20 protein-coding genes are annotated in these 22,650 nt (G+C 44.6%); 11 read left to right on the plus strand and 9 right to left on the minus strand.

Features of this window, described 5'->3' with window-relative positions; all coding sequences use genetic code 11:
* Nucleotides 1-16 precede the first annotated feature (16 nt).
* Nucleotides 17-943, plus strand: a complete 927-nt coding sequence (locus RH85_RS08365; protein ID WP_006711786.1) for a M14 family metallopeptidase — start codon at nucleotides 17-19, stop codon at nucleotides 941-943.
* 148 nt (nucleotides 944-1,091) lie between these two features.
* Here the strand turns inward: RH85_RS08365 and RH85_RS23430 are convergent, their stop codons facing one another.
* The 4 genes from RH85_RS23430 to RH85_RS08380 all read right to left on the minus strand — a co-directional run bounded on the left by RH85_RS23430 (nucleotide 1,092) and on the right by RH85_RS08380 (nucleotide 3,292).
* The gene (locus RH85_RS23430; RefSeq protein WP_338131542.1) at nucleotides 1,092-1,595 is read right to left on the minus strand and encodes a zinc-binding dehydrogenase; all 504 of its coding nucleotides are present in this window, start codon (nucleotides 1,593-1,595) and stop codon (nucleotides 1,092-1,094) included.
* Entirely contained in the window at nucleotides 1,523-1,987 is a 465-nt protein-coding gene (locus RH85_RS23435; protein WP_241210372.1) for an alcohol dehydrogenase catalytic domain-containing protein, read from the minus strand. The genes RH85_RS23430 and RH85_RS23435 overlap by 73 nt, the downstream gene beginning before the upstream one ends.
* Nucleotides 1,988-2,161: 174 nt before the next feature.
* Entirely contained in the window at nucleotides 2,162-2,968 is an 807-nt protein-coding gene (locus RH85_RS08375; RefSeq protein WP_006711787.1) for an SDR family NAD(P)-dependent oxidoreductase, read from the minus strand.
* A gap of 15 nt (nucleotides 2,969-2,983) precedes the next feature.
* Nucleotides 2,984-3,292: a DUF1330 domain-containing protein gene (locus tag RH85_RS08380; protein ID WP_006711788.1), complete on the minus strand. Its 309-nt coding sequence runs from the start codon at nucleotides 3,290-3,292 to the stop codon at nucleotides 2,984-2,986.
* A 274-nt stretch (nucleotides 3,293-3,566) separates the two neighbouring features.
* Between RH85_RS08380 and RH85_RS08385 the strand changes: the two genes are divergently transcribed.
* On the plus strand, nucleotides 3,567-4,475 hold the full coding sequence (locus tag RH85_RS08385; RefSeq protein WP_006711789.1) for a LysR family transcriptional regulator: 909 nt from the start codon (nucleotides 3,567-3,569) through the stop codon (nucleotides 4,473-4,475).
* Between the two features lie 140 nt (nucleotides 4,476-4,615).
* Here the strand turns inward: RH85_RS08385 and RH85_RS08390 are convergent, their stop codons facing one another.
* On the minus strand, nucleotides 4,616-5,488 hold the full coding sequence (locus RH85_RS08390) for a radical SAM protein (protein ID WP_006711790.1): 873 nt from the start codon (nucleotides 5,486-5,488) through the stop codon (nucleotides 4,616-4,618).
* Between the two features lie 335 nt (nucleotides 5,489-5,823).
* Here RH85_RS08390 and RH85_RS08395 point away from each other — a divergent pair, with 335 nt between their 5' ends.
* Both RH85_RS08395 and RH85_RS08400 read left to right on the plus strand, forming a co-directional pair.
* A complete protein-coding gene (locus RH85_RS08395; RefSeq protein ID WP_006711791.1) occupies nucleotides 5,824-6,480 on the plus strand; it encodes an START domain-containing protein in 657 nt (218 codons plus the stop codon).
* Between the two features lie 218 nt (nucleotides 6,481-6,698).
* Nucleotides 6,699-7,394, plus strand: a complete 696-nt coding sequence (locus tag RH85_RS08400; protein WP_006711792.1) for a VC0807 family protein — start codon at nucleotides 6,699-6,701, stop codon at nucleotides 7,392-7,394.
* 106 nt (nucleotides 7,395-7,500) lie between these two features.
* Here the strand turns inward: RH85_RS08400 and RH85_RS08405 are convergent, their stop codons facing one another.
* The gene (locus tag RH85_RS08405) at nucleotides 7,501-8,292 is read right to left on the minus strand and encodes an AraC family transcriptional regulator (RefSeq protein ID WP_006711793.1); all 792 of its coding nucleotides are present in this window, start codon (nucleotides 8,290-8,292) and stop codon (nucleotides 7,501-7,503) included.
* Between the two features lie 98 nt (nucleotides 8,293-8,390).
* Between RH85_RS08405 and RH85_RS08410 the strand changes: the two genes are divergently transcribed.
* Complete coding sequence (locus RH85_RS08410) at nucleotides 8,391-9,296, plus strand: DMT family transporter (RefSeq protein WP_006711794.1); 906 nt, start codon at nucleotides 8,391-8,393, stop codon at nucleotides 9,294-9,296.
* 82 nt (nucleotides 9,297-9,378) lie between these two features.
* On the opposite strand, the gene RH85_RS08415 is transcribed toward RH85_RS08410, so the two are convergent.
* The gene (locus tag RH85_RS08415; protein WP_006711795.1) at nucleotides 9,379-11,190 is read right to left on the minus strand and encodes a hybrid-cluster NAD(P)-dependent oxidoreductase; all 1,812 of its coding nucleotides are present in this window, start codon (nucleotides 11,188-11,190) and stop codon (nucleotides 9,379-9,381) included.
* 295 nt (nucleotides 11,191-11,485) lie between these two features.
* Here RH85_RS08415 and pyrC point away from each other — a divergent pair, with 295 nt between their 5' ends.
* Nucleotides 11,486-12,514, plus strand: coding sequence for a dihydroorotase (pyrC, locus tag RH85_RS08420; RefSeq protein ID WP_006711796.1), 1,029 nt, complete (start codon nucleotides 11,486-11,488; stop codon nucleotides 12,512-12,514).
* A gap of 113 nt (nucleotides 12,515-12,627) precedes the next feature.
* Here pyrC and azu read toward each other — a convergent pair whose 3' ends face one another.
* Complete coding sequence (gene azu / locus RH85_RS08425; protein WP_006711797.1) at nucleotides 12,628-13,080, minus strand: azurin; 453 nt, start codon at nucleotides 13,078-13,080, stop codon at nucleotides 12,628-12,630.
* 663 nt (nucleotides 13,081-13,743) lie between these two features.
* Here azu and codB point away from each other — a divergent pair.
* From codB to RH85_RS08440, 3 genes are all read left to right on the plus strand, one after another.
* A complete protein-coding gene (gene codB, locus RH85_RS08430; RefSeq protein ID WP_006711798.1) occupies nucleotides 13,744-14,982 on the plus strand; it encodes a cytosine permease in 1,239 nt (412 codons plus the stop codon).
* 9 nt (nucleotides 14,983-14,991) lie between these two features.
* Nucleotides 14,992-16,269: a cytosine deaminase gene (locus RH85_RS08435; protein WP_006711799.1), complete on the plus strand. Its 1,278-nt coding sequence runs from the start codon at nucleotides 14,992-14,994 to the stop codon at nucleotides 16,267-16,269.
* Nucleotides 16,270-16,934: 665 nt separating this feature from the next.
* Nucleotides 16,935-17,390, plus strand: a complete 456-nt coding sequence (locus tag RH85_RS08440; protein WP_006711800.1) for a dCMP deaminase family protein — start codon at nucleotides 16,935-16,937, stop codon at nucleotides 17,388-17,390.
* Here the strand turns inward: RH85_RS08440 and RH85_RS08445 are convergent.
* A complete protein-coding gene (locus RH85_RS08445) occupies nucleotides 17,371-20,028 on the minus strand; it encodes a hybrid sensor histidine kinase/response regulator (RefSeq protein WP_039948895.1) in 2,658 nt (885 codons plus the stop codon). The genes RH85_RS08440 and RH85_RS08445 overlap by 20 nt on opposite strands.
* A 660-nt stretch (nucleotides 20,029-20,688) precedes the next feature.
* Between RH85_RS08445 and RH85_RS08450 the strand changes: the two genes are divergently transcribed.
* Both RH85_RS08450 and RH85_RS08455 read left to right on the plus strand, forming a co-directional pair.
* Nucleotides 20,689-22,119: a glyceraldehyde-3-phosphate dehydrogenase gene (locus RH85_RS08450; protein ID WP_006711802.1), complete on the plus strand. Its 1,431-nt coding sequence runs from the start codon at nucleotides 20,689-20,691 to the stop codon at nucleotides 22,117-22,119.
* 306 nt (nucleotides 22,120-22,425) lie between these two features.
* Entirely contained in the window at nucleotides 22,426-22,650 is a 225-nt protein-coding gene (locus RH85_RS08455) for a hypothetical protein (protein WP_241210373.1), read from the plus strand.

Here is a 22,650-nt window from a genome sequence, read left to right on the forward strand (position 1 = left end):
AAATAAGAAGTTAATGATGACAGTAAACGACACTTACCCAATCGGTACTCCAGGTCAAAAATGGGGTGACTCAGAACGCCAAGCATGGCGCGAGCAAACCACTATCAAACGCTTATACAGTGAAGAAGTGCTACCAAAAATCGAAGCGCTGAAACAACGCTTTGATGTTGAGCAATATGGTGCGCTCTCTTATGACGCAGAGCGTTTCCCACTTTACTGCATCAAAAGTAAAAACTGGTCACAAGACAAACCAAGCGTATTAATTACTGGTGGTGTCCACGGTTACGAGACAAGTGGTGTGCAAGGTGCGTTAGAATTTGCCGCACAAAAAGCAGAGCCATACGCTGAAACCTTCAATATCGCTATCGCGCCCTGCGTAAGCCCATGGGGTTATGAGACAATTAACCGTTGGAATGCCCTCGCGACCGATCCAAACCGTTCGTTCTACCAAGACACACCAGCAGAAGAGTCAGCAGCATTACGTCAATTGGTTGCTAGCCTTGGCGATTTCTTAGTGCACTTTGATCTGCACGAGACCACTGATACGGACGAATCAGAATTTAGACCCGCACTGGCTGCTCGCGATGGCGTAGAGTACGATGCTGACACGATTCCTGACGGCTTCTACACCGTCGGTGACACACTAAACCCGCAACTAGAGTTTCAAGCGGCAATCATTGCCTCTGTTGCGAAAGTAACCCATATCGCACCTGCCGATGAGAAAGGCGAGATCATTGGTTCTGAAGTGGTACAAGAAGGGGTGATCCTCTATCCGATGAAGCAACTTGGCCTATGTGGTGGTGTAACAGATTGCCTATTCCATACGACGACTGAGGTGTATCCGGACAGCCCGAAAGTAACCGACGCTGAATGCAATCAAGCACAAGTTGCTGCGATCACCGGCGGTTTAGATTTTGTTATCGCCAATCACTTGAACGCATAACGAAACGCTCGAAGTAAATCAATCCAACTGAAGCCGCACGTCTGATTGAAGCCAGTCGACGTATTCAGATTGAGCATTAAAGAGCCAGCAAAAATTGCTGGCTCTTTTTTCGATAAGCTCTTACTCGATCTCACGAGATCAATATGAATCACTCAATATCAATGACGACCTTTCCGATAGCTTGACCGCTCGCCAATCGCTTATGCGCGCCTGAAACATCCGCTAAGTTATAACGCTCCACGTCGACAATCGGTGTTAAGCCGCCCGCTTCGACGATTTTTGCCAACTCAGAAAGGATGATGTGATGCTCTGCACGACCGACGTTATGAATCATCGGAATCAACATAAAGACCACATGTAGGGACAGTCCTTTCATGTGAATCATACTTAAATCTTGTTCATGCAATGTCACTGTCGTGGCAATTTGACCATTCAGTTTCGCCGCTTCAATCGAATTATTTAAATTTGCGCCACCCACTGAATCAAAGATAAGGTCAAAACCATTACCCGATGTATATTTTGCAACGTAGTCTGCGACTGATTCCGTTGTAAAATCAATGGCTGTTGCACCCAATTGACTCACCAATTCGCCTTGCTCACCGCCACGAGCAGTCGAATATACCTCTGTATTCCAATACTTCGCCAACTGCAATGCAACATGCCCAACGCAGCCGCTTCGCGCATTGAAATATTACGAGGCTTCAGCGCCACTAAATTCTCATCAGCCAACATGTACTCAGCCAGCGCGCCCGGTAAGTCGGCCAAACCACCCGCGCAGCCATAAACTTCATCACCGACAGCAAAGCGCGTCACGCCTTCACCCACCGCATCAACCACACCAGCAAAGTCCATACCCAACACGGCCGGAAGCGATGGATGAAAAGGTAGGCCCTCGCCCATTTCACGAATCATCATATCGACGGTATTCACACTTGATGCCGCTACTTTAACGACAATGTGCCCCGCTTTGACTTCTGGTTTTACTAGTTCAGCACTTTCAAATACTTCAGGGCCGCCAAATTGATTAATTACCGTTGCTTTCATAGAATTTAGCCTTTGTGTTTTTCCAAGAGGTCATTGCGCGCTAGCCACCTAACTCACGGCATTCTTTCCAAGCGCAATGTCATGTTGTCTAGCCAGTATAGACGTCAGCGCCTACCTAAAGAGACGCTCTCTGTCCATATTTCAATAGAAAGAGAGAGCGTAGCAGTGCTTAATTTACGTACCTGACGCAATAATGTTGTCGATATTTGCGATCACTTGCGCCACTTTTTCATCATTCAATGCGTCTGGGTGGGGCTGAGCGAAACGTTCAATATCGTTATCAAAATACAACCCATGCGCTTGGCTAAACTCATCCGATACCGCCGCTCGAACGAGGATATCCGCCCCAAGAGACAAATCCCCACCATCTACGCCGTACGCATCTTTAACCATCTTGCTACCCAAAAAAGATTTCGGGTTAACGGAAACGACTATCGGGCCTTTTTGCCCATTCTGCTGGCCTAAAGAACGCGACCACATCGTCAGAGCCAATTTACTCTGTGCATACGCATCTGAATCACCGAGCGCACGTTTCCCCGTTAACGCATCTAGGTTGACGCTTGTTTGCGCCGCAGAAGAAAGATTGACCACTCTTCCTTCTGGCTTAAGCAATGGCATCAATGCTTTTGTCAGCATATACGGTGCAATGGTGTTGACCAGAAAACGAGTGTCTAACCCGTCAGCACCTTTAGCAACCGGTAGCGTATAGACGCCGGCATTGTTAATCAGTACATCTAGCGAATCAAAGCGCTTACTCACTTCCACAGCCATATTGCGCACTGCTGTAAGATCGGAGAGATCAGCCACAATTGAATCCACTCGCACTGAATCATTCAGAGCTTGCAATTGTTGCTCAACATCTTGCACTTTCGCTGGTGTTCTACCATGCACAATCACATGGTGATTTAGACCAACTAATACTTTGGCCGTTTCCAAACCGATGCCGTCTGTTGCACCAGTAATTAAAATCGTTTTGTTCATGAAAGGCTCCATAAATTATGCTAAATCGTCTGTGGCTTCGATGAGTGCGTGATGGCTAATAGAACCGGCCGTACGTGCTTGTAAATGTGGGACATATTGTGGGTCATTCATAAAATCCACCGCCGCTTGGCGTGATGGCCACTCAATCACAATGCGCAGCGCCGGAGCTTCACGCTCACCCTCCAACGTTTCATGATTGCTCGTGCGAGCTAAATATCGACCGCCATATTGAGCCACCAGCTTATTGGCCGGACCAATATAATCGGCAACCCATTCATCATTCGTTGGGGTAACTTCTAGCACTGAATAGAATTGGTTAGACATACTAATTACCTTTTCAATAAACCAAATTATTGGCTCTTAACGTCTCGCGAAAATGTGATATCCCGTGGTGATGAAACAAATTTAGCGTGCTTTTCAGGCAACAACAATATCGATAACGGCGATAATACTTTATAGTTTTTGTTGATAATAATAGGAAAAACGAGCAAATTACTTCCTAAGTCACAGTGAAAAATTGCGCATGCGGGTGGGTATTAAGTGAATAACTCAACAGAATTTCTATCGCTTGCCTTCCTCTCAATACGGATGGGAATTTATGAATATTGAACACGTTAGGCTTTTTGTGCGATTGGCCGCGACTCATAACATTAGCCTGGCAGGGCAAGAACTTGGGCTATCGCCAGCGGTTGCCAGCGCTCATGTCGGAAAACTAGAAAATAGCTTGGGAGTGCGTTTAGTTCACAGGACGACACGCAAGGCATCTCTAACTGAAGAAGGGCACGCTTTTCTACCCCACGCTGAAGCATTATTAGAAAGTGTTGAAGCGGCACGTTCATCGGTTGGAGTCGGTGACAAAGTGCCTAGTGGGGTTTTAAGAGTTTCAGCCCCGGCTTCTTTTGGTCGTATGCATTTAATCCCAGCAATGCAAGCCTTTATGAGCGCTTATCCTGGCTTAAAGGTTGACTACCGCTTATCTGATTCCATCATCGATCTGGTTGAAGGGGGATTCGATGTGGCCATTCGCAATGCCGAATTAAAAGACTCTAGTCTCGTAGCACGAAAATTAGCGCCCGATACTCGTATTGCCTGTGCATCACCTGAATACCTTTTAAAGCACGGCAATCCAACGCATCCTTTGGATTTACTCAAACATAATTGTGTCACGTTAAGCTGCTTTGACCATTGGACTTTTGAATCCCCAGAAGGCCCAATCAGTGTAAAAGCCAAGGGGGAGTTCAAAGCGGATAATGGCGAAGCCGTACGTGATGCATGCGTCTATGGTTTGGGGATCACCGTAAGTTCGACGTGGTGTAGTCATGAGCACCTCGCACGCGGAGAGTTAGTGCCGATTCTAACGGATTTTCCTTTTATCTCTGAAACGGCAATTTGGGCGGTTTACCCAAGCTCTCGATTACTCGCGCCGAAAGTGCGAGCTTTTATTGATTTCTTTAGTGATTATTTGGGCCCGATACCCTATTGGGAACAGGGATCGAAGGATAGCTAACACCCTTTAGGGCAATTAAATAACCATAGGTTTTCTAATTAAAATTTAAGACTTATGTTGATGGATATAAGATTGATACGGTTAAAAAAATGACTTCCAATTGGAAGTCATTTTTATCAATAGAATGATCCACAGAGAGATCACCACGAGAACGTTTGAATCACGTTCTTCTCAGCCATCGGATTGGCGGCAATCACACGATTTAAATTAGCGAGGAACTGATCTTTCGAATCTAGAAAAAATCCTTTTTGAGGTAATAAGTTGTTACCATGATCCCCCCAATAAAACGTGTCTATATTAAGGTTTTCTAACAAGTATTTTTCTTCTTCCAGCACCTGCATTTGTGTTGGCATGACAAATTCACCACTTCGCACTTCTTGTTCTAATACCGTACCCGGTTGAATCGCCAGCGCCATCGGCGCGATTTGCTCTGGTTGAGTGATATTTAAGATTTCTGTTGTCGCCGCGATATGTTCACGAGAGCGATAGCGCCCACCTAGGCCAAAAATAAACGACAGCAGCGTTTCAATTCCAGCCTCTTTTGCCATTTCCATGCCTTCAATCGCTTGCTTGGTCGTCATACGCTTTTGAATCTTATCCAAAACAATAGGGTCTCCAGACTCCAGGCCTGAATAACACATATCCAAACCCGCACTTTTGATCTCCTTGAGTTCAGCCACAGACTTACGGCGGAAATCATTCAACCCACTGTACATCGACACTTTTTTCGCTTCAGGAAAGGTCATACGTAACTTATCTAGCACTTTAAGCAGGTAATCAGTACGTGCAGCCATGACGTTGCCATCAATCAAAAAAATCGACTCTACATACGGGTATATCTGTCTTGCTTGGTCAATGTCTTTGAAGACATCATCGATATCACGCACCTTAAAACGTTTGTCATCAAACATACTACAGAACGTACAAGTGTTAATGCTACAACCCAATGTGGTTTGAATAAGGATACTACGAGCTTCAATCCAAGGTCGGTAGACTTTGCCTTCATATTGCATATTGCTTCTCCTGTCCAAAGCACAAAGGGCGTGCTTGGCCATGCGTTCAATTATCAGGCAGAGACTAACAGCGGCACATTACATTGATAATAGGCATTCATATGGAATGACTTTATAGATTTTGATTAAAATAAACTTGAGGTGGGAGTTTACAGCGAAGATGATACTTTGATTTTAGTGGCCTATCGTGATGTCTATTTGTTGCCAGAATCAAGTTCAAAAGAGGACACTCACATTCATTTAAATTGCCAAGACGTTAGAATGATGGCAAACACTGGTGTTCTAGGTGAAAGTGTATATGCTAAAAATTGAGCCTCATTTTCAAATAGACCACCATGAATTTACTGCGCAACCGCGTCTTTATCACCGTAATACTTACTGTCATCGCGATCTCCTCCGCGCCTGCTAACGCCCGTGTTAATAGCGACTGGCAGTTTGAAAGTGACAACAATGGCATCACCATTTATTCACGCAAGCACAAAGAAGGTTTAGTTGAAATTCGCGCCCAAATGTTCACCCCAACAAGTTACGGCGCCTTTCTATCTCTCTTAGAAGACAGTAATAACGTGCCAAATTGGATTGATAACGCCAGCCACAGCCGAGTTCTGCAACAGATATCGGCGAATGAGAATATTGTTTACACCCAGTTTAAAGCACCATGGCCTGCAAAAAATCGTGACATGGTGACCTACTCAAAATATTGGCTCGACGACTTAGGGTTTACTATCCATATCAAAGATGCGCCAGCCGCAACACTTGCTAAGCAAGCGGGGTATATTCGTATTCACTCCGTGGATGCAAGTTGGACGCTACACAAACTCACCAACGGTACCACCTTGATTGAGTACCAAGCGTTTGCAAACGCCGGTGGACTACTGCCAACTTGGTTAATGAACAAACTGTCGAAAGAAAGTGCGCGTGCCACCTTTATCAACTTGCGGGAACAACTGCCCAAGTATCAACAGTTCACCCACCCACATATTGATGAGTAAGCTCAATTTTGATTGATATTTCGCACAATGAAGCAAAGGTCAAATCACCGTAACAATGGAAAAACAACGCACATGTGGCGACAAAATAGACGCATTGGCAATTATTTCATAAGTGGTTACATAACTTGGGGCATTAACGCTTTACATCTGCCGCTTGGCGATGAACACTTCGTCTCAAATGTAAATAGCAGCCGACATAGTAGAGTCCGTAGAATATTATGAATAACACGACCGCGAAAAAGTCGAATCCCCTATTCGAGATCCTCTTTAACGTCTTCATCCCATCTTTCATTTTAATGAAATTCAGTGGTGAAGAGCACCTAGGAACCGCAATGGCACTGGTTGTCGCTTTGCTCTTTCCGATTGCGTACGGTGGCATGGATCTTATCCGCAACAAGAAATTCAACTTTATCGCAGCACTTGGCTTTGTCAGTGTTTTATTGACCGGTGGTATTGGCTTACTAGAGCTTGATACACGCTGGTTAGCGCTTAAAGAAGCATTGATTCCCGGCCTGATTGGCTTAGCGGTATTAGGTTCAACGTTTACCCGTTACCCATTCATGCAGAAGATGATCCTCAATGACACAGTGCTCAACCTGACCTTGATCACTGAACGTCTAAAAGAAAATGGCCGCTCAGAAGCGTTTGAGCGTTGCCTAGCATCATCAAACTATCTCTTCGCTAGTACCTTCGCATTTTCTTCAGCAATGAACTATTTCCTCGCCACTTGGATTGTGACCAGTCCGGCAGGTACAGCTCAGTTTAATGAAGAACTCGGTAAGCTTACGCTATACAGCTACCCTATCATTGCGATTCCAAGCATGCTGATGATGTTGGGTATTTTTTACTACGTTTGGCGTCAAATTCGCGCGATGACTTCGCTGGAAACTGAACAAATCTTTCATATCAAATAGCGATCAACGCCCGCACCCAAATTGAATATCCCCGTGCAAACGGGGATCACTTCAACCCCGCTTTATCACCCAAAATGCCGTGCTCAGTCTCAGGATAGAAAACGACTCAATAGATCAGTTTGCTCTTATATTGCTCTGGCGTTTGACCAGAATATTTTTTGAACATCGCAATATAGGGACTGGCTTGGTTATAACCTAAAGTAAACGCCACCTCTTTAACTGAGTGTCCCTTTTGTAACAACTCCATGGAATAGAGATAACGCACTCTCAGACGCCATTCAGTAAAGCTCATGCCTAACTCAGATTGACAATGTCTTGCTAAGGTTCGTTCTGTGGTGTGCACCCGCTCTGCCCATTCAGAGAGACTGGTGTTATCGGTTGGATCTTCTTCAACCGCAGCAAGGATCGGTGCAATGTACTTGTTGTCTGTGGATGGCAAAAAGTGGTGTTGTGTATCTCGCGTGGCTAATTGATCGAGCAGTACTTGGACTAGCCGCTTATCAGCGTCACTCTTGGCAACATTAATTCTTCTCACACGAAAATCATCAACGATTGACGACGCGATAGACGTCACTCGGATCAAACTGGTTTTGTCGGGAAAACTTTCTGTAAGGTGCAACGCCACATTTAGGGAACAATAAGATAATGGCTTACGGTTAAAACTGGTATGCATGACACCGGGTGGGACCCAAATAGCCAAATGAGGGGGCGCTAAAAAACGAACATCCTCGACTTCCATTTCAAGTATTCCACCACTGATCAATTGAACCTGACCCCACGGATGGCTGTGTACACGCGTCTCTGTGTTCGATAAAAACGCTTCAAAATTCATAAATACATCTGATGGCGCTTTATCGATCGATAACGACGGGTGCAAATGTTTGGCTGATTTTCTCAAACTTGTCTTCCTAGAGCGCACGATGTCGTTTTAAAGATACTTGCAATTATACAGACCTGACAAACTACCCGCCACTCTAACAATGCGATAAACCTCACATGATCTACTTACTGCCGATACTCACCGTTTTCATCTGGGGAACCAATGCGGTTGCCAGTAAAATGGCCGCCTCACTCATCGAGCCAAGTGCAATGAGCTTTTATCGCTGGTTGTTTGCCATTGCCATTTTAACGCCGTTTTGTTTACCAAAGGTAATACGCCTGTGGAGTGATATCCGACCAAATTTGCTCAAGCTCAGCATTCTTGGTTTATTGGGTATGGTGATAAACCAATCGTGTGGCTACTATGCGGCACTGACCACTACCGCCTCTAATATGTCTTTGATCAGTGCGTTAGTACCACTGATTGCCATTTTTATTAGCGTGCCGATACTAGGGAAGCCAATTTCGCGTAACAGTATTGTGGGTGGTGTGGTTGCTTTAGTTGGCTTAGCCTACATGCTAGGCAAAGGCGATATGTTGTTTTTCTTATCGCAAAGTATCACCACAGGTGACGCATTAATGGTCGTAGCCTCAATAGCCTACGCCCTATACTGCGTTCTCATCAAACGTTGGAAGATGCATTTACCTAATAGTGTGTTGATCTACATGCAGGGGTTCGCATCGATGATCATGTTGGCACCGATTTGGCTTACTAGCGAGCAATTACTCCCCCCTTCTGAAGCCATGCCAATCATCTTGTTTGCCTCGATTGCGGCCTCGATTGCAGCGCCTTGGATGTGGATCAAATCCATCGACGTAATTGGCGCGGACAACAGTGCTATGTTTATGAATCTCTTACCGGTTGTTGCGGTCACGCTTGCCGCGACTATGCTGGGTGAAACCGTGCATATCTATCACTTCATTGGCGGTATCATGGTCATTAGTGGCGTAATTTTAGCCCAGATTAAACGTGGAAAAAAAGACGATATCGAGCCAACGATCCTCAATAACGATCTAGCGTGACGATATAGAACCACACAATAACAAGAACCTCATCCGCTTGTGCTAGTCACATTACTAGCACAAGTCTTGAGATGCATTAGAACTAATATTTCACTTCAATATCCGAAGCTGGCACTGCACAACACGCGAGAGCTTCGCCACCGTCAACATCAATATGATCCAGTGCCGGCACCTGAGCATGAGTGACTTTACCGGACACGACTGTCACACGACACGCGCCGCACAGCCCCGCTCGACAACTATTTGGGATATTGACACCCGCCTCTTCAGCTTGTTCAAGCATCGTACGCTGGTTGTCACCAACAAACTCGTGATGATTCACTTTGACCGTTAGGGTTTGTTCTACCGTATTTTCTACTCGCGCCGCCGTAAACGCTTCTTGATGATATTGTGTGGCACTGACGCCGGCTTGTAATAGCATCGACTTAGCTTGCTGCATGAATCCTTCTGGGCCACAAACATACACTGCTCGATCGGCAATATCTCGCACCTGCTTTAAGTGCATCGGGCTTAAACGCCCTTTTAAGCCGAACCAATCCAACGGTGCTTTAGAGAGTGACAACAACACTTTTAATCCACTGTGCTCTTGCGCTAGTTGCTCAAGCTCACTACGGTAGGGAATGTCAGCCTCAGTACTGCACTGATGATAAAAAACCACATCATCTAATTGCGGGCTGTCTGCCAGATATCTCAGCATTGAGAGCATTGGCGTCACGCCACTTCCAGCCGAAAGAAGCAAAGTGGGTTTTTGGTGGTGTTGCTCTAAATGAAATGCGCCATCAGGGAATTGGCAATACAATACATCGCCAATTTGCAGATGATCATTCAACCAATGAGAAACACGGCCACCAGCGATTTTCTTCACCGAAATCGCTAATTTATTCGGCCTTGATGGTGAAGAAGAAAGGGTGTAACGGCGCGAAAATTGTTCACCGTTCATTGTTATTTCAATCGGTAGATGTTGTCCGGGCTTATAAATCATTGCTTGGGGGGCTTCAAACCAGAACGTAGTGAAATCACGAGCGATTTCTTCACGCTCAACACAAACCAGTTGGTGCAATTGAGGTGAATTATCTGCATAAAACTCCTTCTCTTTGAACTCAAGCACTTCAATAGGATCGCCGGCTCGAATCATCCCTTCATTTTTTGCCACCAAATTTTGCCCAAAAAATACACCACCAAACTGGTTGGCACGAAACTCGCTCAAGGTTTTTAGCGGCTCCTTATTCGCTTTGAACATGCCAGTTTCAATATCAACCGTTGTCAGTATGCATCGTTCACAAGGCTTTACCGCTTCAAACTCCACTTCCCCAATTCGAATTCGCTTCCAACTGTCTTCAGCGAAAGGCTCAAGATCAGATGCGATCAAGTTAGCGCGGAATTGATCCATAGTGTGCGTGTCGCTGCTGCGTTTATTTAACTCCGCCAGTGATCCTTCACTAATAATTAATAATGGGTAACCGTCAGCAAAGCTCACATTGTGGCCCAATTTCTCACGTATTCGCTGCGATTGTTCCCCAGTAAACACTAATTCAACACGACACCCTACAACATCACTAAACCAATCATCGGCTGCATCTGTCGTGGTATACGCACTAAAGGTGTCAGCCCAAACTGTCACGGGCGTCGGTTGCATTTTAAATTCACTATAACGAATACGCAGCGCAGGACGATCTGGCGCAGTGAACAACAAGCCATCAGAGCACAATACTGATTTTACCTGCACCATATGTGGGTATTTTCGTGCCGTAACCATCGCGCCATCTGCTTTGGCGAGCATGAAACGTCGGTCAAACATCAGTCCTTGTTTTTCAACCCAAGCGGTAGACATTGAAACACCGGCCACAGACTTAACCGGATAGACATTAATTTTTGATAGTGTTGAGGCTGACATTGCTGTTCCTTAGTTATGTATTACTTCGGCCGTTATGCTTGCGAGTATAACGAAATTTTTTGCCTCTGACTTGCCGAGTGCGTAAAGCCATCGATCTGGCGACAAGTACTTGGAATCCCTCAACGAATTACGCAAACGTTTAGTTTGTCGGTATGTCTCGGCGCTGCCGATAAAAAAAAGAAGGTGAAATCGTCATCGCTTTCCTCTATCATCCTGTCGCCTAAGCGTTCGCGTTTATTCATATAAACAAATGCTTAGGCTCCAATCAGACAACTATTCCATGGTGGGAGCTTACATGACAACGATTACAATTACTCGTCCGGACGACTGGCACGTACACCTTCGCGATGGCGAAGTTCTCAAAGACACGGTACGCGATATCAGCCGTTACAATGGCCGCGCGCTCATCATGCCAAACACCATCCCACCGGTTACCGATACCGAACTCGCTATTGCTTATCGTGAACGAATCATGGCGGAAAAGCCGAGTGCTCAGTTCTCTCCTTTGATGGCTCTTTATCTTACTGACAACACAACCCCAGACGAGATTCGCAAAGCTAAAGCTTCAGGCGTCGTTGTTGCAGCAAAGCTCTATCCTGCTGGCGCAACGACCAACTCTGATTCAGGAGTCACTTGTGCAAAAAACATCTACCCGGTGCTTGAAGCAATGGAAGAAGTGGGTATGTTGTTATTGGTGCATGGCGAAGTGACGGCGCACGACGTGGACATTTTTGACCGTGAAAAACAGTTCCTAGAAACGGTTCTTGCACCAATCGTTAACGATTTCCCTAATCTAAAAATCGTTCTGGAACATATCACGACCGCAGACGCTGCAAATTTTGTTACTGCTGCTAATGATAATGTCGCTGCAACGATTACTGCCCATCACTTGATGTACAACCGCAACCATATGCTTGTGGGTGGTATTAAGCCACACTTCTACTGCTTGCCGATCCTAAAACGCAATACTCATCAGCAAGCGCTTGTGGCTGCTGCAACCAGTGGTAGTAAGAAATTCTTTCTTGGCACAGACTCAGCACCACACGCAAAAGACAAAAAAGAAGCCGCTTGTGGCTGTGCAGGGTCATACACTGCTCATGCAGCGTTGGAGCTCTATGCTGAAGTTTTCGAGCAAGAAGGCAAACTAGAAAACCTTGAAAGCTTTGCTAGCCACAATGGCCCTGATTTTTACGGCCAGCCACGCAATACAGACACCGTCACCCTGACTAAGCAAGCATGGGCGGTTCCTGCAAGCATGCCATTTGGTAACGATATTGTGGTGCCAATCAAGGCAGGTGAAGACGTCACTTGGTCGGTAAAGTAGCGCCATCCACTCCCATCTTTAATCGATATTGTTAGTTAACATCACGATAATAAAGCTGAATAACAACAACGCCCCGCAATGCGGGGCGTTTTTATATCATCTGCCTGAGAGTATTATTTAAACTCAAACTTGCCTTTCATGATTGCCCAGTGGCCTGGGAATGAACAAAAGAATGTATAGTCACCACCCGCTTTAAGCTTCGCGGTATCAAAAGTAAGCGTTGTAGAATCTCCACCGCCAATCACTTCTGAGAAGGCATAAACTCTCTCATCACCTGGCTTCACATAACTATTATCAATACCCGCGCTCATACCTTCAGTGCCAACTGCTTGAACGTTTGCTGTATCAGTAATCACAATGTTGTGACCCATTGCTGTCGCAGGTAAGCTACCAGTGTGCTTCAATGTGATTGAAACCTCTTCACACGTTGCAGGGACACTGATCACATCGGTTGAGAATTTCATCATATCATTTGCTTCGAGCGTTACTTCACAGCTTGCGCTTGCTTGAGCAGAGAAAGCCGCTGCGAATAGTGTTGTTGCAGAAAGCAAGTAACGAAGTTTCATTGTTTATCTCCTTATTGAAAGCTATGCGCATTATACTGACATCGCGTGTTTTTTCCTGTGCAAACCTCTCAATTAACACACCATTATCAATTATTTCACCAAAACAAGGTGAATCGATAACCAGACTATCTTCAGGTATTTGTACTCCATTCAACTCTCTGTCGATCACCGTCATCAGGTTACGCACTGTCGGTGATAAAAACAAAAAACTCACCTAATAGAGTCAATAATCCCAAGGAAAACCTATAATTATAGAATCCTTGATTAAAAAGACGCACAAACCAGCAATAAAAAACAATAATCCAAACCTAAATTTGCCAAAAATAAGCATAACAAATGGTAAACGTTTGCATGAGCATAAAAAAGACTTAATCACACTCTCCAAAACACAATAAACTTTGATTACGTGACATTTAAAGAGAAGCACCATAAAGCGGCAAAATTAAACAACAAAGCCAGCTATTAAAACGTTTTCATAACCATGAATTTTAGACTTTTGTAAAAACGCAAGTTACTGATTATTAGAGCTATAATAAAGATAAGTTAATTTAAAGCACTTAATTTATAATTTTATCATTGACACAGAAACTTCAATCATCATAATACGCGCCGTTTAACCAAAACATGGCATTTAGTTTTCTTGTCTTACTTGTAGAGGTAAAAATGGCTGCAGATAATAATTATAGTCTTGGACCGGTTCCACTTTCAGCCCGTAAAGGCGTAGCGTCGTTAACCATGGTGATGCTAGGGCTCACTTTTTTCTCCGCAAGTATGTGGACCGGAGGCTCCCTAGGTATTGGCCTCTCCTTCAATGATTTCTTGCTCGCTGTTCTAATTGGTAACCTCATCCTCGGTATCTACACTTCATTTCTTGGCTACATCGGCGCTTCTACTGGTCTCTCAACTCACCTCCTTGCTCGTTTCTCTTTTGGTTCTAAAGGCTCATGGCTTCCTTCTGCTCTTCTTGGCGGCACTCAAGTAGGATGGTTTGGCGTGGGCGTCGCCATGTTTGCGATTCCAGTACATAAAGCCACGGGGATTGATACCAACGTTCTGATCATCGCATCCGGACTGCTTATGACAGCAACGGTTTACTTTGGTATTGCAGCGCTGATGATTTTGTCCGCGATTGCCGTCCCTGCAATTGCCCTACTTGGTGGTTACTCCGTGATTGAAGCGGTCAACAGCATCGGGGGCATTGAACAACTTCAAAAAGTACAACCGGCTGAACCGCTTGATTTCTCAATCGCTCTCGCCATGGTGGTTGGCTCGTTTGTCAGCGCAGGCACCCTGACCGCCGATTTTGTTCGTTTTGGCAAAAAGCCAATGGGTGCGGTCATGGTGACAATGATTGCTTTCTTTATTGGTAACTCACTGATGTTTGTTTTTGGCGCCGCTGGGGCCGCAGTGACTGGGCAATCGGACATTTCTGAGGTCATGATTGCACAAGGTCTTCTTATCCCTGCCATTATCGTTCTGGGCCTCAATATTTGGACCACCAACGACAACGCGCTCTACGCTTCAGGCCTTGGTTTCTCAAATATCACCGGCCTGCCAAGTAAATATATCTCTATGCTTAACGGCGTAATCGGTACACTTTGCGCATTATGGTTGTACAATAACTTTGTCGGCTGGTTGACCTTCTTATCATTGGCGATTCCACCTATTGGTGGCGTGATCATTGCGGATTTCTTAGCCAACCGTAAACGTTATCTCAATTTTGACCAAGTCCAGTTCCAAACGATTAACTGGGCAGGTATCGCGGCCGTTGCAATTGGCGTGGCTGCGGGTCACTTCTTACCGGGTGTAGTACCAGTAAATGCCGTACTTGGCGGTGCAATCAGCTACTTAGTTTTAAATCCTATCATTAATAAAAAGACACTGGCTGAACAGCCAGCGTAAGGAACCATCATGACAACACTACTGATCAAGAACGCAACTCTGCAAGGACAAGAAGGTCTTAAACAGATTCTGATTAAGGATGGTCAATTCGAGCGTATTGAAGACAATACAACAGAGCTCAACTTTAATGGTGACGTACTTGATGCTGAGGGTGGCCTTGCCGTTGCCCCTTTCTGTGAACCGCATATTCACCTAGACACAACGCAAACCGCAGGCGAACCTAGCTGGAATATTTCAGGTACTCTTTTTGAAGGTATTGAGCGTTGGGCTGAACGCAAAGAACTGCTTTCAATTGAAGACGTGAAATCTCGCGCTAAACAAACCCTTAAATGGCAAATTGCCAACGGTGTGCAACACGTACGTACTCACGTAGACGTTTCAGATCCAACGTTGATCGCTCTGAAAGCAATGATCGAAGTACGTGAAGAAATGAAACAATGGGTCGATATTCAAATCGTTGCGTTTCCACAAGAAGGTATTCTGTCTTACCCGAACGGCAAAGAATTGTTAGAAGAAGCAGTGCAATTAGGCGCTGACGTAATCGGTGCGATCCCACACTTTGAATTTACACGTGAGTACGGTGTTGAATCACTGCATTACGTTTTTGAACTCGCACAAAAATACGACCGTCTAATCGATGTGCACTGTGATGAAATTGATGATGAACAGTCACGCTTTATCGAAACATTAGCGGCGCTGGCGCACAAGTTCAATATGGGTCATAAAGTCACAGCAAGCCATACGACCGCTATGGGCTCTTATAACGGAGCCTATGCTTCACGTCTGTTCCGTTTGCTACGTATGTCCGGCATCAACTTTGTCGCGAACCCACTGGTGAACATTCACCTACAAGGTCGTTTTGATGATTACCCGAAACGTCGTGGTGTGACGCGAGTGAAAGAGATGCTTGCTGCTAATATCAATGTTTGTTTTGGTCATGACGATGTCTTCGACCCTTGGTATCCACTGGGTACTGCGAACATGATGCAAGTGCTGCATATGGGTCTACATGTGTGTCAGGTGATGGGATACGACCAAATCAATAACGGCTTAGATCTTATCAGCACTAACTCAGCACGCACTTTGAATATTCATGACCAACATGGCATCGAATTAGGTAAGCCAGGTAGCTTGCTGATCCTTCCAGCTGAAAATGGTTTTGATGCCGTGCGTCGTCAAGTCCCTGTGCGTTACTCAGTGCGCCACGGTAAGGTAATTGCAGAAACGCAGCCAGCAACGACGCAAATCCATCTAGCTGAAACAGAAGCGGTTACTTTTAAGCGCTAACCATTCAATTTCGTCCGTATAAAAGAAAACCCCGCTAGGCAAAGCCTAACGGGGTCTATTCTTACTCGCAGCAATCCGGCTACTAATAAGTGCTCCCTGCATCATATCCTTGATAGTACGCTGCATCCTTCAGCACTTCCTTACATCGCTGTCCTAGCGGTGTCCTACGCTATCCTAGCTAATCATCGTTCCTCGATGACTATATCTTCGTCCTGAAGATGACCAAATCCGTGGGCCTTTCCTGTTCCGTGTCCGCTTCCTGCCGACAACTTTAATTTAACCGTCCTCGCTAAATGTCTCAATAGTTTGACAACTATAAAATGACAGCAAATCGTAACAAAATTAGATTTAATCGTTAATTTTCAATTAGATAAACAAAAAACCACGCTATTAACCTAACCATAAAACGATAGTGTCGCACGCACTTGTGAGAGATCTCTTACATCTCCACGGGCGGTTTTTCCCGCTCATTGCTCAAACAAATCATGCCATAACCATTAAACGCAATAAATCGGACAATCACTCAGCGGATTGTGGCTACTAACTCGTTAAAAAGTGAGATATTATGACCATATCTAGATCACATTATTGTGCTTTGATAGTGAACAGATGTAACAACGTCATCGCTTACTTGTTAGCAGATTTACTCTTTGTAAGGAATTTTAATGATTTCAAAATGGGCGCAACGCTTTTACCAAATGGCTGAACTTGTTGGCTCTTGGAGTAAAGATCCATCCACTCAAGTTGGTGCGGTCATTACCAAGCAAAATCGCATCGTTTCAGTTGGCTTCAATGGCTATCCGCATGGCATTTCCGATAGTGCGGAAACCGATGAGCGTGAAATGAAGTACTTAAAAACACTTCATGCGGAAGAAAACGCCATCTTATTCGCCAAGCGTGATTTGGACGGTTGTGAAATTTGGGTGACGCATTTCCCATGCCCAAACTGTGCTGCAAAAATCATTCAAACCGGAATTTCAGCCGTACATTGCCCTGAACAAACTGAAGATTTTCTTTCTCGTTGGGGGGATAAAATCAAGATCAGCCAAGAGATGTTCCTGCAAGCAGGCGTTAAAGTGAATTGGCTACCGCTAGCCGATATCAGCAAACCGGTTGAGTAACCGACTTTAACTGCGCAAAAATTTCAAATAGCTGTTTTGATTTATACGGTTTAGCTAAGTAGGCATCCATTCCGGCATCAAAGCAGCTATCAATATCTTCCGGCAATACACTCGCTGTCAGAGCAATAATCGAGATGCGAGGGTTACCATTATCCTGCTCCCATTGCCGTATTTTTTGGGTTGCTGTTAACCCATCCATCACTGGCATCATACAATCCATTAATATTGCATCAAAAACCGCTCCCGATTGAATTAAATTCACTGCATCAAGGCCATTGTTCACGACTTGATATTCCATTCCCGCTTTAGTTAAAAATAGGCTCGCTATTTTTTGATTCATTAGATTATCTTCAACAATCAGAACGTTGCTGACGGCCAACTTATCGGAATTGAGGCTAGTCGGTGTTGAGCTAACCATTGGCTCAACCAAACGCGCGTATGATTTGTTTTGCAACGCAGCGACTAAGCGGTTGCCAAGCAGCGGTAAGGTCAAACTGGATGAGACGAGGGTCTCCAACCCAGCAAGTTTTCCTTCTAAGCCTAAGAGAACAACTATCTCTGCGTTGGACTGTAATACCCTAAGTTGCGCGAGATCTTTAACAATGCTGGTGTTGCTTGAATCGCAATACAATACAACATCATACTGTTGCGCAAGCTTAGTGGCTTGTTTGACACTTTCTATACAACAAAAAACCGCATTAAGTTGATTTAATTCTTGGGTAACAAAATGGCGGTATTGGCTTTTATTTACTACCAATAATACATGTTCTTTAATTGTGATGGGCGTAGCTTGAAACGAAGAGCGCTCCACAGGAATTGAAACGACAAAGCGGCTGCCTCTGCCCACTGACGAGTCAACGTATATCTCACCACTCATTAACTCAATCAACTGCCGGCAAATCGTCAGCCCCAACCCGGTGCCACCATAACTGCGCGTGATCCCGCCATCTTCTTGAGTAAAAGGTTTAAATATTTCATTGAGTTTGTCTTTTGCTATCCCCACCCCCGTATCAACTACGGTGCAGGTTAGAGTCACTTTGCCATCATTATCTACCACTGAGAGTTGAATTTTGACACTCCCTTGGTGAGTAAATTTAACCGCATTGCTGAGCAAATTGAGTATCACTTGTTTAAAGCGAAATTCATCTAGATAAATCGTCGTTGGGATTGGCGTCAACCATTCAACAAACAAAGAGACTTGTTGTTTTCTCGCTTTATTTAGCAATACCGCCAATGTTTCATAAATAACTTCTTTAATATTGGATTCAACCACCGATAGCGATAACCGCCCAGATTCAATTTTTGATAGATCGAGAATGTCATTAATCAACACCAGCAAAGACTGAGATGAGCCTTCTATATCCGTCAATATTTCCATTTGGTTCGGCTTTAACTGGCTATCAGACAAAATTTCGGTCATACCAATGATGCCATTAAGAGGTGTGCGGATTTCATGGGAAATGTTGGCAAGAAAGATACTTTTTGCTTTGTTGGCGGCTTCCGCACTTTCTTTGGCTTCGACTAGCTGCTGCTCATAATCGCGCTGTTCTTGAATGATATGATTCAAGCTATCGGCGAAAGCCGTGAATTCATCTTTTCCATCAACAGGAATGAGAGCAACGTCACCGCTATGTTTCATCGTCCCCATGGTATTAAGGATACGCGTAAGCTTGGAGTTGATGCGAATCAGAGTGCTAGCACCCCATGCAGCCATCACAATAAAGATGAAACCACTAATCACTGCAAGCAAGGTCAATTTACGTTGGATAATATGAATTTCAAGCGCAACAGCACGATCAAGTTCATTGGCAAACACATTCAGTTGTTCGACCACGCCACGATTACGCCTCTCAATCACCCGAATCAATTTATTCACATCCAACGGCGTTGCACGATTATGCAGCATTTGGTTTCTGAAATAGCGACTTTGACGAAATTCTCTACTCGTAAACAACACCAATAATTTATCCGCTTGGTGGTTATTGACCTCATTATTCAAAAACCGATCAAGGTAGTACTGTTGACGCTCTCCGACACGGAAATACTCTTCTGCATAATCAATGTAACCCCAATCAAGGCTGTTGATTTCACGAGCGAGCCACGCCTCTCTTTCCATCCAGAAATGCAGCCAACTCAAGTCGCTCAATACCACTTCGGATTTTTGAATCGGGATGCCCGCATGATAATTTTCGATCTGTTGCACTGTGGAAAACAGTGTATCAAGAATACTAAAGATCAAACGACCAAGTTCGATTGTGTTCGTGTCATTTGATAATTCGAGCTCCGGCAACACCCCTTTCAACTCTGCAATATTTTCCAGCAATATCGTCCGTCTTCTCGGATTTATTTTTTGCTGTGCTCTGATCAGCTCCTCTGCTTGTTCTAACTGCAGTAAGCTTTGATGAATATCTTGTTTAGCCGGGCGATTTTTTAGACGATTGGAAAGGACAAAATAGAGCTTATTCGCCAATGCTGAAAAATGACGGATATATTCCACTTTCGCCTTGGTGACGGTATAGCTATCGAGCCGCTCCTGAATACGGATGACTGAATTCGCACTAAAAAGAAAAATAACTAATGTCGGCAAGAGGCACAGTATCAATAGCCGCGATTTAATCGACACGCGAGCAAATATCATTAAAGGATTCATTCCGTGAATCAAAATTCGCTCAAATATAAGCAATCAGTAGCATTCAGACCATTTTATTTACCGTTGCGCATTCCTCTTCTCACTATTGCTACATTGGAAGATGTGTTGACAAAAATCATGCGAAGTACCTCTGATCATATTCACGCAATCGAGAGAGCTTTCCGTCCGAATAATTGCTAGCTAGCTCGCAATTTTGTTACGTATCTCATGACATTTAATAACATATAAATTTCTCAGCGTGTGGATGCTAATTTTCAGCCTCTCATCCACTGCTATGTTCACCAATAACGTAGCTAATCAATGCTCAATCACAAGTTTGAGCAACCATAGGCAATGATTGCAAAGCCAAATGAGCTATGAGTATTTTTTAAAGGAAAATAAGCGCCTAGCCATAGCATTTGTCAATGCTGAATTATGCTTATCCAAGTTGCCATAAAAGCCTAATTTTACTTAATTTATAGTGATAAAAGTGGCCTTTATTTTTCCTAGCAGAATAACTGCTCCTCGGTTACTCTCTCGCCACAAAATAATTACAACTCATTTACCTACCATTACTCATCCGAACAGACGTTCCCTACCGGCGTAGGGTGAGAGAGAAAAATGCGCGGTAAAACACTCACGCTTCCAAAACGAAAAGGTCAAATGCTCATGAGCCCTGAGAAACATCTTCTCGAATGGCAAACCAGCCAGACGATAGCCGAGACAATTTACCCTCTCCTTGGTCAGCTTTATCGCCAGAAAGGCGTCGAAGTATTATTGTTCGGTAAGACATTGGTTAACGCGGCCACAATCGATATCATCAAAACCCATCGTCTTGCTCGTCATTATAGTGGCCACGCATTATCACCTAATCAAACTCTGCCATTCATTCAAGCGCTTTGCACTATGCCACTGTCACCTTGTCGGGTTGATGTTGGCCAGTTAGCGGATAAATTTTGGCAAAACCATGACGATGCAAATGGCATCGATGATTTCCTGTACTCTGCATTGGCAAACGCAATGAATGGCGAAGGTGTCGCTAAACCAAAGGACGTAGTCTTATATGGTTTTGGCCGTATTGGCCGTCTATTAACAAGACTACTGGTAGAGAAGAGTGGCTCTGGTTATCCATTACGTTTACGCGCTATTGTCGTGCGTGGTGGGAAACACGGGGATTTACAAAAGCGTGCAAGCCTTTTGCGTCGTGATTCTGTCCATGGTCAATTTAATGGAAGCATTGTGGTTGATGAAGAGCGCAAAGCGATCATCGCCAACGGAAATTACATCCAAGTTATTTACGCTAATAGTCCTGAAGATATCGATTACACCCAATATGACATACATAACGCGCTCGTCGTCGATAACACAGGCGTTTGGCGCGATAGCGAAGGATTGAGTAAACATCTTGCCTCTCATGGCGCAGCTAAAGTGTTGCTCACCGCGCCGGGTAAAGGCGATATCAAAAACGTCGTTTTTGGTGTGAATGAACAAGTAATCCAACCTGAAGACACGATTATTTCCGCCGCTAGCTGCACCACCAACGCTATCACTCCCGTACTGAAGGCGCTTAATGACCGTTATGGCATTGAATCTGGCCACATTGAAACCGTACACTCATTTACCAACGATCAGAATTTAATCGATAACTTCCATAGTGGTGAACGCAGAGGCCGCAGTGCTTCGCTCAATATGGTGTTAACTTCAACCGGAGCGGCCAAAGCCGTGGCTAAAGCGCTACCTGAACTTGCAGGTAAATTATCCGGCAATTCTATTCGTGTGCCGACGCCTAATGTCTCAATGGCCGTCGCTAACTTAAATTTGGCCAACAATGTGGAGCGTGACGAGCTAAACCAATATCTACGCGATATGGCACTCAAGTCGAACCTATCAGCGCAAATTGACTACACCGATTCGACCGAAATCGTTTCATCTGATTTAGTGGGTTCTCGTTATGCTGGCGTGGTCGATGGCGCCGCGACGATTGCACAAGACAACCGTTGTGTCCTCTATATTTGGTACGACAATGAGTTCGGCTATAGCTGCCAAGTTGTTCATTGCATGGAGCAAATGATGGGCGTGCGCTATCAAACGTTTACCTAAAAGTGACTCTCGCCTTAGCCGCCTTGTTATCGCACAACCTATCACCAAGATAACCGCGGCTAAAATGAATTCCCTGTTAGTCTGTAGCAAGCTACCTCGTTAGCCTATCGACTGCCGCTTCTTTATGAAGCGGTTTTTTTTACATTCATGTTTGGTTCATCTTGGCGGTATTAATCTGTACACTGTAAACCGAGTGCAAAACACATTTTAAGATTTATTTTCTACACTCAGGACGCTTTAAGATGCAGGAAAAACTCTTGCCTTGCGTTTTTTGAGTTTATGTTGCACTACACAATAGAGGTATTAATGATGTATAGAATGCTCACTACAGCCCTAACACTGGTTATCGGATTTTTTACGGTTATGTTCGGTTTGCTACTGGCGATTCCATTGGCCATTCTTGGTGCGATCACGGGTAAACGCCTACGCGATAACGTTAGAGCACAAATGCAAGCACAACAGAATTCAACGATGAATCAACAAAGAGACAACAGCGCGATTGAAGGTGAATTTGAGGAAGTACGCAAATAA

Origin of the sequence: Vibrio ichthyoenteri ATCC 700023, assembly GCF_000222605.1 — a bacterium.
In the GTDB taxonomy this organism is placed as follows: domain Bacteria; phylum Pseudomonadota; class Gammaproteobacteria; order Enterobacterales; family Vibrionaceae; genus Vibrio; species Vibrio ichthyoenteri.

Coding starts and splice junctions, on each gene's coding strand:
- RH85_RS08365 (WP_006711786.1), top strand. CDS start 17: ATGACAGTAAACGACACTTACCCAATCGGTACTCCAGGTCAAAAATGG.
- RH85_RS23435 (WP_241210372.1), bottom strand. CDS start 1,987: ATGAAAGCAACGGTAATTAATCAATTTGGCGGCCCTGAAGTATTTGAA.
- RH85_RS08375 (WP_006711787.1), bottom strand. CDS start 2,968: ATGAACAAAACGATTTTAATTACTGGTGCAACAGACGGCATCGGTTTG.
- RH85_RS08380 (WP_006711788.1), bottom strand. CDS start 3,292: ATGTCTAACCAATTCTATTCAGTGCTAGAAGTTACCCCAACGAATGAT.
- RH85_RS08385 (WP_006711789.1), top strand. CDS start 3,567: ATGAATATTGAACACGTTAGGCTTTTTGTGCGATTGGCCGCGACTCAT.
- RH85_RS08390 (WP_006711790.1), bottom strand. CDS start 5,488: ATGCAATATGAAGGCAAAGTCTACCGACCTTGGATTGAAGCTCGTAGT.
- RH85_RS08395 (WP_006711791.1), top strand. CDS start 5,824: ATGAATTTACTGCGCAACCGCGTCTTTATCACCGTAATACTTACTGTC.
- RH85_RS08400 (WP_006711792.1), top strand. CDS start 6,699: ATGAATAACACGACCGCGAAAAAGTCGAATCCCCTATTCGAGATCCTC.
- RH85_RS08410 (WP_006711794.1), top strand. CDS start 8,391: ATGATCTACTTACTGCCGATACTCACCGTTTTCATCTGGGGAACCAAT.
- RH85_RS08415 (WP_006711795.1), bottom strand. CDS start 11,190: ATGTCAGCCTCAACACTATCAAAAATTAATGTCTATCCGGTTAAGTCT.
- pyrC (WP_006711796.1), top strand. CDS start 11,486: ATGACAACGATTACAATTACTCGTCCGGACGACTGGCACGTACACCTT.
- azu (WP_006711797.1), bottom strand. CDS start 13,080: ATGAAACTTCGTTACTTGCTTTCTGCAACAACACTATTCGCAGCGGCT.
- codB (WP_006711798.1), top strand. CDS start 13,744: ATGGCTGCAGATAATAATTATAGTCTTGGACCGGTTCCACTTTCAGCC.
- RH85_RS08435 (WP_006711799.1), top strand. CDS start 14,992: ATGACAACACTACTGATCAAGAACGCAACTCTGCAAGGACAAGAAGGT.
- RH85_RS08440 (WP_006711800.1), top strand. CDS start 16,935: ATGATTTCAAAATGGGCGCAACGCTTTTACCAAATGGCTGAACTTGTT.
- RH85_RS08445 (WP_039948895.1), bottom strand. CDS start 20,028: ATGATATTTGCTCGCGTGTCGATTAAATCGCGGCTATTGATACTGTGC.
- RH85_RS08450 (WP_006711802.1), top strand. CDS start 20,689: ATGAGCCCTGAGAAACATCTTCTCGAATGGCAAACCAGCCAGACGATA.
- RH85_RS08455 (WP_241210373.1), top strand. CDS start 22,426: ATGATGTATAGAATGCTCACTACAGCCCTAACACTGGTTATCGGATTT.